This is a genomic window from Ventrimonas sp. (assembly GCF_048380235.1).
In the GTDB taxonomy this organism is placed as follows: domain Bacteria; phylum Bacillota; class Clostridia; order Lachnospirales; family Lachnospiraceae; genus Brotaphodocola.
Genome location: NZ_DBFCCJ010000067.1, coordinates 1 through 12161 on the forward strand (window position 1 = coordinate 1; position 12161 = coordinate 12161).

A 12161-nucleotide genomic window follows, 5' to 3' on the forward strand; every position below is an offset into this window, starting at 1 on the left:
GCCACTTGCCCGACTGTCAGAAAGCAGATCGGCAAGACCACCTATATCGTCCGTGTCCATTTCAGCGAGACCGCAAAAGAGACGATGGAGGACAAAATCAAGCGTATGCTCCGTGAAGAAGTCCGCAAAATGTGACTTCTTTTTGAATTTGATGAAAAAGTCCTTGACTTTTCGTCTCTGGCAAAACCGCTAAGTCGATTTTGATTTCCTGCGGTGCGCGTCTTGCCGTATTTGATATTGCGGAGCTGCGCGAGGTTACATCCTACGATGAGTTGGAACTGGATACGCTGGGAGACAGAAAAACGGCTCTGTTCCTCATTATGAGTGATACGGATGACAGTTTTAACTTTCTCATTTCCATGTGCTACACCCAGTTATTCAACCTGCTTTGTGAAAAGGCCGACGATGTGTATGGCGGCAGGCTTCCGGTTCATGTGCGCTGTCTGATTGATGAGTGTGCCAACATCGGGCAGATTCCGAAGCTGGAAAAGCTGGTGGCCACCATCCGAAGCCGTGAAATTTCTGCCTGTCTGGTGTTGCAGGCACAGAGCCAGCTCAAGGCAATTTACAAAGATAATGCCGATACCATCATCGGCAATATGGATACTTCCATCTTCCTGGGTGGCAAAGAGCCAACAACGCTGAAAGAGCTGGCGGCTGTTCTGGGAAAGGAGACCATAGACACTTACAACACCGGAGAGAGCCGGGGACGGGAGACCTCCCACTCGCTTAACTATCAGAAATTGGGAAAAGATATGCCATACTTGTTCGTGAAGAGTTCAGTTGCCTTGAATTTATCATGAACAGGGACACGATCAACTGGATTCTGAAATAACTGAATACAGGAGGTCGAACATGGAGCATTTACCAAAGAAAATCCATCAAAACGGAATCAGCTACACGCTGGTGGGAGACTACTACATCCCCGATCTGGAGCTACCGGAGGAAAGCCGCCCCATTGGGCGGTGGGGCCGGATGCACAAAGCGTTTCTGCAAGAACACCGGCCCGGCCAGTACAATGCCCTGCTTCTGTCGGGAAAACTCTGGACATATCTTGCTGACCTGAACGAACAGGCCGCTGACCGGCTGGCGTGTATCGTCTCGCAGATGCAGGAGGCGGAGGGTGTCACCGAGGAACTGAAAGCCCGTGACCAGCTTGCGTGGGTCGGGGGCATGAACAGCATTCGCAGCCGAGCAGAGGAAATCATCCTCTCTGAGATGATTTTTGTTTAAGGAGGTGCCTGTCTATGAGATACCGTATCGAATACGCCGATGGGCGTTATTGTAACTTTGCCAACGGCAGGGCTGAGCTGCTGAAATGGCTGAAACTGCTGAAGCAAGAGGAAATCTCCGACATCCGCAAAGTATATAAAAGCGGTGTGTCAGATTCCGTCCTGGAAACATACCGGAATTATATCCGCCCAGCATAAGGAGGGGCGCTTATGGGTACAGATATAGAAAAATTGGTTGATTTGATGATTCAGGAGCGGATGCAGAGCCAGTTTGCTAAGTGGCGGGAGGCAGAAACCGGCACGGAGAAAAAAGAGGACTGCCTTCGCTTGGAAAACGAGTATGAAAAAGCAATCAGCGCATTGTCTGAGGAACAGAAGGACGCTGTAAGACACTACTGTGATTCTATTTTCGATTCTGGTGCAGAAAGCGAGTGCTTCTTTTACCGGCTGGGCCTCAAAGATGGCATCCGTCTCTGGAAGTTTATGAAAAAGCTGATGAAAACGGTCAGCTAACGGATGTATAACCACATATTTTATTCCGCCCACAAACGGGTCGAAAGCCGTCCAACGGTACAGATTGGGCGGCTTTCCTGTTATCTGCGTTTCTTCCGCTTGGGCGCATAGTACGGCTGCGGCTTGGCCTTTCCTCTCATGTTGTTGGGATTTTTGAGCATTTTGGACAGGCTCAGTATCCGCAAAAATGCAGAGAAGTCCTCTGAGGAAATCTTCTCGAAGGGTATCTGCATTCTGTCGCAAAATTCGTGGATTACCACTTCCTCTTGGCTGCCCTGTTCGAGCGCCTGTTCAAACTTTTCCTTGACGTCATCCAGCGTGGGCTGCGGGTCGGCGGTGGTCTTGTCCTTGCGGTGTGCTTCCCGGATGTCCCGGACGATGCTGTCCAGATCATCGTGCATGACATGGCTGTAAAAATCGCTTTCCTGCACCTGCCCCAGTTCCAGCGTCCGCATATAGAGGTCATCTTCTCCGGGCGCATACTTGCTCATGACGGTCTGCCGGGTGGCCTCCAACACCAGATTCATCTGCTCCACCCGCATATTGGCGATCTGGTCGATGCAGATTTCCATATCTATCATCAGCCGCCGGAAATTCGGGTGGGCAGCCAGTTCGCAGAGAAGCCGGTTGTTGATTTTGCCGCTGCTCAAAAGTTCCACCATATCATCACTCAGATGCAGAGATTGAAGTTCTGTGTTTGGGTGATTTTTATTTTCCGTCAGCCCCATCAGATAGTCGGTGGACACGCCGTAAAAGTCCGCCAGCGTTGCAATCGCAAACGGGCTGATGTCCTTGTAGTCATCGGTTTCGTATTTTCCCAGCGCGGATTTAGACAGGCCGGTCTGCTCCGCCAGTTGTTCCAGCGTCAGGTGCTTGTCCACCACCCGCAGGTCTTTGAGCCGCTCCGGGATTGTCAGCTTTGCGTACATCCAAAGCCCCCTCTCTCGTTATCTTTTTCAGTGATTACACCCATTATAGCACGATTCCATAAGCGTGGAAATATGCGGATTTCGAGCGTTTTTCCGACGTTTTGGATATACGGGAAAGGGCCTCTTTTTTCGGTAAACTGGTTCTTGCAGACAGGCACAGAACCTTGAAAATCGAATGACCGGCTGCAAGGGGTATGGCCTCCGGGGAAGTGACGCCAGGACAGAAATCGAGCACACCAAAGAGGCCGATACGCCGGGAGAAATTCCGGGCAGGAGCGGCTTGCAGGCAGACCGGCGGACAGGAAACAAGTTTATCATGCGGGGCGCATGGCTCCGCAGCAAAGAAATGGAGGAAATCATTATGACACTGAGTATGAAAGAAAAGAAGATTCTCTACGCTTACGGCTGTCTCAGCCACCACAATACGGTGACACGGCTGAAATGGCTGACGGCTCTGACGGTTGACCCGGAGGCCAAACGCCGGATGCTGGGGCTGGCCCGGAAGGTGGAGACGGAGATGAACGAAAGCTGGTACGAGGATTTTTATCACCATCTGCGCATGGAGATGGACGAGTACCGCCGTCTCAAGCGCAACCTGCGTGTGCTGAAATCTTACACCGATTATGAGGAGGATCTGTATGAAGAAGCTGTCTAAGTATGAGAAAGAAACCATCATCAACTGGAACGAGGCGGAGAACCTTGCCAGCGTCTACACCTTCAACGCCAGCTTGAAGCGCAGGCTGGCTGATTTCAGCCGGAAGTACCCACTGTTGTGCCGGTTGGAGCGCAGCACGCCGGAGGGCAGCGTGACCTATGTGCTGGACAAGTCCCGGCTGTCGATCCGGCTGGTGCCTCCGTACAGCGAAGAACGGAAAGCCGCCGCAAGGGAGTACGCAAAGGAGCATGGCTTTCAGGTGGTGGTAACGGAAGAAAAAATCGCCTAAAATCGGGGTGTTTACGGGAAAAATGACGGGTCTGCACCCGATGTTTTGACCGGCAATCCCCGCAGGCGTATTCCGTATCCACTCCCCGCCTATGGGCGCAAATGTGTGGATACGGAGCCGGTGAAACTGGCAAACACCGTTCCTGCGGTGGAAGCCAGCTTCGCCGGTGCGGAAGTACAGAGGGCGGCCAGCCCTTTGTGGCGGGGTGCAGGGGCGGCAGCGCACTGCTGGGGTCAAGGGGCAACGCCCATTGGCAGGTTAAGGGCGGCAGCCATTATCGGGTCAAGGACGAAGTGCCTTGGCAGGTTGAGGGCAGCCGCCCCATCGGGTCAAGGGTGAAACGCCTTGCCCAGGGAAAGTTGATGCCTGCGTCAACTTGTATTGGGTATTACCTGACGCAAAATTCGCAGGATTTGCGGCTTCGCCGCCCCTTCCCCGGCCCCAGAACATCTTCGCAGGAAGGAGGAAATCTGTTTGAAACTGACACGACACAATGGACGCTCCGGCAAGCATGGCACCTATAATCCCCGCCACAATGACCGCCGGTTCGATGTGGAGAACAGCGAACACATTGACGCAGAACGGGCAAGGCAAAATGTCTACTGGGACTGCTACCGGGGCTTTACCACCCATGAGTTCCGGGAGAACCCGGAGCAGCCGGATTTCAGCTTTGAGGAAATCGAGCGGATGTATTACTACGAGCATTACGGCGGCTATGTGGAAGCTCAGAACGCCCGGAATGAGAAAACCCGGCACACCGAGCGCAACCGCACTGTGGAGGACTTGCTGAAAAACAACAAGACCTGCCCGGAGGAAAGTATCTACCAGATCGGCACGATGGGAGAATCCGTCTCGCCGGATACGCTCTTTTCCATCGTCAATGAGTTTTATCAGGAATTTGAGCGCCGCTTCGGTTCCCATATCCACATCCTGGACTGGGCGCTCCATCTGGACGAGGGGACGCCCCACATCCATGAGCGGCACGTCTTTGACTGTGAGAACCGCTATGGGGAACTGTGCCCCCAGCAGGAAAAGGCGCTGGAAGAACTTGGCATCCCTCTCCCCAACCCGGAGAAGCCCAAAGGCCGGAACAACAACCGCAAGCAGACCTTTGATGCGGTCTGCCGGACGATCCTGTTTGACATCGCCAGACGGCATGGGCTGCATCTGGATCAGGAGCCGTCCTACGGCGGGCGGGACTATCTGGAAAAACAGGATTATATCCTGATGAAGCAGAAGGAGCAGCTTGCGGCGCAGGAGCAGAAGCTGGAAGAACTGACGCTCAAAATCGAGGACGTGGAGACGCTGTTAGATGATGTTTCCGATGCGGCCTATGACAAGGCGGTGGAGGTGGTGACCGATACCGTCCGGCAGGAGACACACAAGGAAGATATTCGTCTGGTGGAAGAATCGAAAAAATGGGTGCTTTCGCCGGAGCGCAAGGCCCCGAAGAAGGAGCGTGACTACGCTGCCGCCCGTCTGGATGGAGTGATTACCAAAATCAAACGGGTCATGCAGAACGCCCTGGCAAAAATCCAGAAAACTCTCATGCAGCCGGAGGTCAAGAAGGCCGGTAAGGAGCAGATTAAGGAGAAGGCCAGAGAATCCATCCGGGAGAAGCTGGCGAAAGGCAGGCTGAACGCTGACCGAGATAACCGGGAACGCTGGGAACGTGAGGGGCGGATTGCTCCGAAAAAGAAACACGATATGGAGTTATGAGGCACCTGATTTTCTGCGGAAACGGGTGCTTTTTTCTCTGCCTGGAGGTGAGAAAATCGAATATATTTGAAGCGGTGAAGGAGTCTGTCACCACAAGGCAGGCTGCGGAATATTACGGGGTGCAGGTTGGCAGGAATGGCATGGCCTGCTGTCCCTTCCATGATGACAAACATCCCAGTATGAAGATTGACCATCGGTTCCACTGCTTTGGCTGTCAGGCAGATGGGGATGTGATTGATTTTACCGCCCGTCTGTTTAGTCTGAGCAGTAAGGAGGCGGCGCTGAAGCTGGCGGAGGATTTCTCTGTCCACTATGACGCCAAAGGCCATGACCCGCCCCGCAGGAGGCCGGTCAAGCGAAAAATCAGCGAGGAACTGCGTTACCGGCAGGCGGAGCAGAAATGTTTCCGGGTGCTGTGCAATTACCTGCATCTGCTGGAACGCTGGGAGAAGGAATACGCCCCGCAGACGCCGGATGAAGCGTGGAATCCGCTGTTCGTGGAGGCCCTGCAAAAGAAACCGTACACGGAATATCTGCTGGATATTCTCTTGTCCGGCAGCATGGAGGAACGTGCTTCCGTGGTCGCTGAGTATGGAAAAGAGGTGAGGAAGATTGAGCAGCGAATATCAGAGTTTACCGCTAGCCACCCGGCAGGCCGCCATGAGCGCAGCCGAAGCCTTAGCGCCGGAGCGGAGCGTTGATGAGGTGCGGGAAAGCCTGTCCGTCACCGAGAAGGGCCAGCCCGCCAACACCATCGGCAACTGCCGGACGGTGTTCTGCCATGACCCTCTCCTGCGTGGGGCGATCCGCCTGAACCTTTTGACTGACCGGGTGGACATTGTACAGGATTTAGGCTGGCGCAGGAATACCAGTGCCCTGACGGATACGGACGTGAAATATCTGCTTCTCTATTTTGAGCAGACCTATGGCCTGACCAGTGAGAAAAAGATGACGGCGGCGCTCTCCATCGTGGCGAATGAGAACTGCTACCATCCCATACAGGACGTGCTAAACGGCCTTGTCTGGGACGGGACGCCCCGCATCCGCTCCTGTCTCCATCATTTCTTAGGTGCGGACGAGAGCGACTATGTGGAGGAAATGCTGAAACACTTTTTGCTGGGGGCTATCCGGCGGGTATTCCGCCCCGGCTCCAAATATGAGGAAATGCTCTGTCTGGTGGGCGGTCAGGGGGCTGGCAAGTCCAGCTTCTTCCGCTTGCTGGCGATCCGGGACGAGTGGTTCAGTGACGACCTGAAAAAACTGGACGATGACAGGGTGTATCTGAAGCTGCAAGGACACTGGATTATCGAAATGTCGGAGATGCTGGCTACCAGCAGCGCCAAAAGCATTGAAGAAATCCGCTCCTTTATCAGCCGCCAGAAGGAAACCTACCGGACGCCCTACGAGGCCCAGCCCAAAGACCGGCTGCGGCAGTGTGTGTTCGGCGGTTCGTCCAACACACTGGACTTCCTGCCCCTTGACCGGGCCGGAAATCGGCGCTTTTTGCCGATCATGATTTACCCGGAGAATGCAGAGGTTCACATTTTGGAGGACGAGGACGCCTCCAGAGCCTATCTTTTACAGGTCTGGGCGGAGGCCATGACGATTTACCGCAGCGGCCACTACTCTATGAAGTTCAGCAAGTCCATCCAGCGCCAGCTGGTGGAGGTGCAGAAGGATTTCATGCCGGAGGACACCGAGGCCGGACAGATACAGGGCTTTCTGGAACACTACACCGGCAGCATGGTCTGCTCCAAACAGCTGTTCAAGGAGGCGCTGGGCCACACCTACGATGAGCCGAAGCGGTGGCAGCTGCACAATATCAACGAGATCATGAACACGGTGGTGACGGGCTGGAAACCATTCTCCAATCCCCGGATGTTCACCGGATATGGCAGGCAGAGGGGCTGGGAACGGGACGTTTCCGGCAACGAACTGCCCGGCAACGAAGATGGATTTGTGGAGCTGACCGAGGAAGAATGCTGCCAGCTGGAACTGCCGAAGGAGTGGATCGCATAAAATTAGCGGTCTGTTGCCGGGATGGTTGCCACTTGGTTGCCGGGTTTGTTGCCGGGGATTCTCCGGTCTGGATACGGAAAAAGCCTGTAAATAAGGTATTTTCTAATATCTATCTCTATCTCCGGCAACGAAAACAACGAGATTTTTCAAGAAAATTGATAAAGTAAGATTTGCAGGTCAGACGGTAGTTTACAGGTTTTCAGAGGTTCGTTGCCGGACTTCGTTGCCAGTGCTGCCGTCTGGCCTGCTACTCTATGGAGGTAGCCTATGGAAAAAAGCAAACAGCAGAAAAATAAAGTCCGTTTTGTGGTGGTGCGGGAGTTCTCCGGGGAGAAGTCCATGCGGGAAGCCTTTGAGCAGCTGATTGAGCGTCAGACCTGCGAACACTTCGAGGAATGGCGTCAGCAGCGGGAAATGGCCGAAAACGCTGCGTAAAAACGGTTGATTCAGGGGCAGGGACATGGTACTATAATGGTATCGTGTCCCTGTTCATAGAAGGAGAACGCTATGAGCAGGAAAAAACAAGTCTATGAGAAAATCACCGCTCTCTACTGCCGCATCTCTCTGGATGACGGCGGCGACAACGAGAGTATGAGCATCAGCAACCAGAAAATCATGCTTCGGGACTTTGCTGAAAAGCATGGAATGTTCCAGTATGAATATTATGTGGATGACGGCTATACGGGCCGCAATTTCAACCGCCCTGCCTTCCAGCGCATGATCGCTGACATTGAGGCGGGGAAGATCGGCTGCGTCATCACCAAAGACCTATCCAGGCTTGGTAGGAACTATATTGAAGCTGGCAGCTATATCGAAATCTTTTTCCCCAAACACAATGTACGCTATATCGCCATCACGGACGGCGTGGACAGCCTGACCCGTCAGGAGATGGACATTACGCCCTTTAAGAATATCCTGAACGATATGTACAGCCGGGATATTTCTAAAAAGGTGCTGGCAGGCATCACCACCCGCTCCCGGCAGGGGAAGTTCTGCGGAGGGACGCCGCCCTTCGGCCTGATGCGTGACCCGGAGGACAAGGGGCATCTCATCATTGACCCTGAGACAGCGCCAATCATCCGCAAAATCTATGACTATGCCCTTGACGGGCTGGGCTGCATGAGGATTTCCAAACGTCTGATGGAAGAAAAAATCCCAATCACCCATGTCAAAGCCAACACGGAGTTTGACGCCAACTATTATTTCTGGGGCGGAGCCAGAATCAGTCACATCCTGAGAAATCCATTCTATAAGGGCGCACATTTGGTCTTTCGGACGCATCAGAAAGGCATCCGCTCCAACACCTATGACATTATTCCCCGTGACCAGTGGGAAGTGATCGAGGGCTGCCATGAGGCCATTGTGACGCCGGAGGAATGGGAACAGGTGCAGGAACTCATTGACCGCAGGCCGACCATTCAGGGGAATTCCTGCCCCTTTTATAATCTGTTCCACGGTCTGGTCTACTGCGCCACCTGCGGGAAGTCCATGCAGGTGCGGTATGAGAAAGTGGGCCGAACCGGGAAGAACCGCTTCACCGGCGAAATGCGGGAGCCGATTGACAAGGCGTACTATATCTGCCAGACCTACAACCGCATGGGCTGCAAGGTCTGTTCCAGCCACAAGATCGAGGCCAGGGATTTATACAATCTGGTGCTGAAAGACATTCAGGAACTGGCGGCGCAGGCTATGAAGGATGCCGATGCGTTCTACCAGCGGCTCAGCCGCCGGATGGAGCACCGGTATCTGGTGGACGCCTCCCAGACAGAAAAGGAACGCCTGCGGCTGGAAGCCCGAAATCAGGAAATTGACGGGATGTTCCTGAGCCTGTACACCGATAAGGCCAAAGGCATCCTGACCGAGCAGCGGTTTGTGAAGCTGACGGCGGCGCTGGAACAGGAGCAGGAATCCAACCAGAAACGCCTGCATGACCTGGCAATGATGCAAGGTCGTGCCGATGCGCAAGAAAGCGAAGTCCGCACTTTTATCAAGGAAATCCGGCGCTATGCCGCCATCGAGGAACTGGACGAGGCGGTGCTGAACCGGCTCATTAGCCGGATTCTGATTGGAGAAATCAAGAAGATTGATGGTCAGAGGACACAGGAGGTTAAGATTATTTACAATTTTGTTGGGGAAATGTCAAGGTAGAATTTAGACGCTAAATACTTTTAATTTATATCAAAAGTGATACAACAATTTTCTTTTAATGCTATCAGGCAATAAAGTTATTCCTTTGGCCAGAGTAAAAGGGATAACTTTATTTTGCTAAAGCATACTAAAAAGGGCGCGTTGCAGAAAATTATCCGCAACACGCCCTCTTCTATAAGTCCTTATGTCAAAATCAAATTATTGGTAATCTTGAATATTGGGATAAGCGGCACCGTTATTATGCGCGTAAGCTGCTTCAAAGTAGTCGAGGCTTTCAAAAGTAATGCCCTGATAGTTTCCGACATTCAACACATCAAAAGTTAGATTCAGAACATCACCAGCGGAATATTGGTCAAGAAGATTTCCTGCAAATTTCCATCCTATGTTTTCCTCATAAGTATCCTCGGTAAAATAAAATGTAGTCGCATCCTCAGTCGCATCATAACTAATGTCAATAATTATATCAGAGAAATGAACTTGATCTCCAGCATTAAAGTCTTTGAGATAATCTACAGTTTTTCCATCAGCAGGATTAATAAATTGAGCATTAAGTTGTGTCATATCAACAACCTCTGGAGGAAGAGAATTAAGTCTGTAAGATTCTGCAACAGAGAATTGATAAACTCTGTTATTATCCCCAAAGTAAAATCCATCTTCCGTCATAGGAACACTTGAACGAGCATTGGCATTGTAATAATGGGCATAATACAACTGCCATTTGTATGTCTCAGTTGAAACAAACTGTGCTTTCCATGTACCAGAACTGTCTCCTGCTTTCTTTGTATAAAACATATACTGATTTGTACCAGTAGTTGCTTGACTTACCGTATCACCAGAGGCATCTGACAAGATGAGTGCAATCTGTGTAAAAATATCGACAAAGATAATCCTATGTCCATGCATACGGATAGAACCAACGCTGTTATCTACTTCTGGACGAAAATAAACCTCAGGCCCCATATCACCCGTGTTATATTCTATGCTAGGTGAAACAAGATAGGCCCAACTACTATCCTTTTCACTCTGTCCATCGAGATCGATAAGCTTTTCCACATAATCTGAAAGGATAATCCAGCCAATCTTCCACCAATTCACTTTGCTTGCTTCAGCAGAAGAACTGATATTCTCGTTGTCGGCATAAGCAAAAGTAGTGTTAGAAAAACTTATGCACATAACCAAGGAAAGAGTAAGTGCAACAATCTTACGTGTTAGCTTTTTCATTAAAAGCCCCCCTTCTCTTATAAAACCAAAACAATAATGCAAATGATGGATGCAATAAAAAAGAATACTCCAGCAACCCGCATCAAACCAAGATATAAATCTGTAGGTTCACCGCCTTTTACAGAAAAGAAGTGTTCAATTTTCCATAAAAGTTCCGGCTTAAAAATCATAAAAAAACTTAATAGAAGCAAAAGGATAAGCCATATGTTATCTATGTATAACACTTCCTTTCTGCTAATACTGAAAATTCAAATAAAAAAGCGCATAAGTAGACAAATAATCATGCCTAACTTATGCGCAAATAGAAACAATTTTAATTCTAAGCCTCCAAAGCTGGCAGCGTCGGTAAAAATGCTCCATTATTAAGTTAGGCAACTTAACCTTAAAACAAATCATCGGTCTTACCTCCCAACAATATAAATTTCGACTTTTCACTTTTATTTTATCACCTAAAGCAGAACTTGTCAATGAATTTGTCTAAAATAAGTCGATTTTCTTTTTTGATTATGTGCATTTTTAACTAATAGAAAGAAAGTTGTATTGAGGGCGATTGGTGTTCCTTATTCCATATGTCGGAACTGTATGAAGTGAAAATAGTTTATCCGTTGAAGAGTCACTCCACAGGTTATGCTTGATTCTTTCAAAGTTATGTTTCTATAATATGCATCCGTACTGTCATATTATAATTCACATTATTGGATAATATAAATTGACAAGTATAAGATAAACAGACAAGGAGTCGCTGCCACCCGTAAAACGGGTGGCTCGGGACGCAGGCTTTAAGCCCACTCTACTTGGCCGCGCCTCAAGGCGCTAGCTTTCTCTTTTAGGCTATACTAAAGTTTTTATTTCCCTGGTACAACCGGGGATTTTTTTGCTTCAAGCCGCCAATTAGAACGGCAGCCACAAAGATTTTTCTTTGCGGCTGCCGTTTTCTTGAATTCATCACTTGACAATGTGGCAAAGAGCTGATGAGCCAGGACGAGCTGGCAGTTATGGATGGCGGCAAGTGCATCTTGCAGTTGCGCGGTGTGCGTCCGTTTCTTTCAGACAAGTATGACATTACCAGACACCCTAATTTCAAATACACAGCTGATGCAGACAAGCGAAATACCTTTGATATTGAAGCATTTTTGTCTGCCAGACTAAAACTCAAGCCTGATGAGGTCTGCGATGTATATGAAGTAGACACGGAGGGCGTGTAATACGGTTCCGCTGAGAAAGGAGTGATCGTATCTATTTGCCGCAACTGCCTCTGTTGAGGCCATTGGCGTACAAAGCGGGCAATCATCAACAAAATAATGAAAAAGGAGGACAGCCGGAATCATGCCCCCGGAAACCGGGCGGCAGATTGTTCCGGCTTTTGTATGCCTATGAAACATGACAAACCTATTTTTTAATCAGATTCCGGCTAACAAACTATATGGCATTTTTTG

The 12161-nt window shown here is 50.4% G+C and carries 14 protein-coding genes and 2 pseudogenes; 13 read left to right on the plus strand and 3 right to left on the minus strand.

The features are described from left to right. The 5 genes and pseudogenes from ACMP1L_RS11080 to ACMP1L_RS11100 form a co-directional block, all read left to right on the plus strand. Positions 1–135, plus strand: a 135-nt coding sequence (locus ACMP1L_RS11080) for a transposon-encoded TnpW family protein (protein WP_418453042.1), incomplete at its 5' end; no start/stop codon positions are given. Positions 136–176: 41 nt separating this feature from the next. Continuing rightward, positions 177–758, plus strand: a pseudogene (locus ACMP1L_RS11085) (VirD4-like conjugal transfer protein, CD1115 family); the annotation flags it as partial. A 97-nt stretch (positions 759–855) separates the two neighbouring features. Further along, positions 856–1233 (plus strand): TnpV protein, encoded by a 378-nt coding sequence (locus ACMP1L_RS11090; RefSeq protein WP_055219871.1) that lies wholly within the window; start codon positions 856–858, stop codon positions 1231–1233. Positions 1234–1247: 14 nt separating this feature from the next. Further along, the gene (locus ACMP1L_RS11095; RefSeq protein WP_055219873.1) at positions 1248–1430 is read left to right on the plus strand and encodes a hypothetical protein; all 183 of its coding nucleotides are present in this window, start codon (positions 1248–1250) and stop codon (positions 1428–1430) included. Between the two features lie 12 nt (positions 1431–1442). Beyond that, on the plus strand, positions 1443–1745 hold the full coding sequence (locus tag ACMP1L_RS11100; protein WP_055219875.1) for a hypothetical protein: 303 nt from the start codon (positions 1443–1445) through the stop codon (positions 1743–1745). Between the two features lie 80 nt (positions 1746–1825). Here the strand turns inward: ACMP1L_RS11100 and ACMP1L_RS11105 are convergent, their stop codons facing one another. Further along, on the minus strand, positions 1826–2674 hold the full coding sequence (locus ACMP1L_RS11105) for a helix-turn-helix domain-containing protein (protein ID WP_055266762.1): 849 nt from the start codon (positions 2672–2674) through the stop codon (positions 1826–1828). Between the two features lie 175 nt (positions 2675–2849). Here ACMP1L_RS11105 and ACMP1L_RS11110 point away from each other — a divergent pair, with 175 nt between their 5' ends. From ACMP1L_RS11110 to ACMP1L_RS11140, 7 genes are all read left to right on the plus strand, one after another. Continuing rightward, positions 2850–3329 (plus strand): hypothetical protein, encoded by a 480-nt coding sequence (locus ACMP1L_RS11110; protein ID WP_226906287.1) that lies wholly within the window; start codon positions 2850–2852, stop codon positions 3327–3329. Further along, entirely contained in the window at positions 3313–3618 is a 306-nt protein-coding gene (locus tag ACMP1L_RS11115; protein WP_055222220.1) for a hypothetical protein, read from the plus strand. The genes ACMP1L_RS11110 and ACMP1L_RS11115 overlap by 17 nt, the downstream gene beginning before the upstream one ends. 474 nt (positions 3619–4092) lie before the next feature. Then, positions 4093–5337 carry a plasmid recombination protein gene (locus ACMP1L_RS11120; RefSeq protein WP_117760454.1) on the plus strand — a complete coding sequence of 415 codons (1245 nt, stop codon included), beginning with the start codon at positions 4093–4095 and terminating at the stop codon, positions 5335–5337. Further along, the gene (locus ACMP1L_RS11125) at positions 5334–6038 is read left to right on the plus strand and encodes a CHC2 zinc finger domain-containing protein (RefSeq protein ID WP_055266766.1); all 705 of its coding nucleotides are present in this window, start codon (positions 5334–5336) and stop codon (positions 6036–6038) included. Before ACMP1L_RS11120 ends, ACMP1L_RS11125 begins: the two co-directional genes overlap by 4 nt. Continuing rightward, entirely contained in the window at positions 5998–7356 is a 1359-nt protein-coding gene (locus ACMP1L_RS11130; protein ID WP_055221981.1) for a virulence-associated E family protein, read from the plus strand. The genes ACMP1L_RS11125 and ACMP1L_RS11130 overlap by 41 nt, the downstream gene beginning before the upstream one ends. Positions 7357–7623: 267 nt before the next feature. Then, positions 7624–7791, plus strand: coding sequence for a hypothetical protein (locus ACMP1L_RS11135; protein WP_171027916.1), 168 nt, complete (start codon positions 7624–7626; stop codon positions 7789–7791). A 72-nt stretch (positions 7792–7863) separates the two neighbouring features. Next, entirely contained in the window at positions 7864–9504 is a 1641-nt protein-coding gene (locus ACMP1L_RS11140) for a recombinase family protein (RefSeq protein WP_055221983.1), read from the plus strand. 198 nt (positions 9505–9702) lie between these two features. On the opposite strand, the gene ACMP1L_RS11145 is transcribed toward ACMP1L_RS11140, so the two are convergent. Next, complete coding sequence (locus ACMP1L_RS11145; RefSeq protein WP_055221986.1) at positions 9703–10725, minus strand: hypothetical protein; 1023 nt, start codon at positions 10723–10725, stop codon at positions 9703–9705. Positions 10726–10742: 17 nt separating this feature from the next. Next, on the minus strand, positions 10743–10949 hold the full coding sequence (locus tag ACMP1L_RS11150) for a DUF6199 family natural product biosynthesis protein (protein WP_334291862.1): 207 nt from the start codon (positions 10947–10949) through the stop codon (positions 10743–10745). Between the two features lie 735 nt (positions 10950–11684). On the opposite strand from ACMP1L_RS11150, the pseudogene ACMP1L_RS11155 reads away from it, so the two are divergent. After that, positions 11685–11930 (plus strand): annotated as a pseudogene (locus tag ACMP1L_RS11155) (VirD4-like conjugal transfer protein, CD1115 family); the annotation flags it as partial. Between the last annotated feature and the right edge of the window lie 231 nt (positions 11931–12161).

What these genes read in the sequence shown, in the direction of transcription:
- ACMP1L_RS11100 (WP_055219875.1), top strand. Translation starts at nt 1,443, where the DNA reads ATGGGTACAGATATAGAAAAATTGGTTGATTTGATGATTCAGGAGCGG.
- ACMP1L_RS11140 (WP_055221983.1), top strand. Translation starts at nt 7,864, where the DNA reads ATGAGCAGGAAAAAACAAGTCTATGAGAAAATCACCGCTCTCTACTGC.
- ACMP1L_RS11095 (WP_055219873.1), top strand. Translation starts at nt 1,248, where the DNA reads ATGAGATACCGTATCGAATACGCCGATGGGCGTTATTGTAACTTTGCC.
- ACMP1L_RS11090 (WP_055219871.1), top strand. Translation starts at nt 856, where the DNA reads ATGGAGCATTTACCAAAGAAAATCCATCAAAACGGAATCAGCTACACG.
- ACMP1L_RS11130 (WP_055221981.1), top strand. Translation starts at nt 5,998, where the DNA reads ATGAGCGCAGCCGAAGCCTTAGCGCCGGAGCGGAGCGTTGATGAGGTG.
- ACMP1L_RS11105 (WP_055266762.1), bottom strand. Translation starts at nt 2,674, where the DNA reads ATGTACGCAAAGCTGACAATCCCGGAGCGGCTCAAAGACCTGCGGGTG.
- ACMP1L_RS11135 (WP_171027916.1), top strand. Translation starts at nt 7,624, where the DNA reads ATGGAAAAAAGCAAACAGCAGAAAAATAAAGTCCGTTTTGTGGTGGTG.
- ACMP1L_RS11145 (WP_055221986.1), bottom strand. Translation starts at nt 10,725, where the DNA reads ATGAAAAAGCTAACACGTAAGATTGTTGCACTTACTCTTTCCTTGGTT.
- ACMP1L_RS11115 (WP_055222220.1), top strand. Translation starts at nt 3,313, where the DNA reads ATGAAGAAGCTGTCTAAGTATGAGAAAGAAACCATCATCAACTGGAAC.
- ACMP1L_RS11125 (WP_055266766.1), top strand. Translation starts at nt 5,334, where the DNA reads ATGAGGCACCTGATTTTCTGCGGAAACGGGTGCTTTTTTCTCTGCCTG.
- ACMP1L_RS11110 (WP_226906287.1), top strand. Translation starts at nt 2,850, where the DNA reads ATGACCGGCTGCAAGGGGTATGGCCTCCGGGGAAGTGACGCCAGGACA.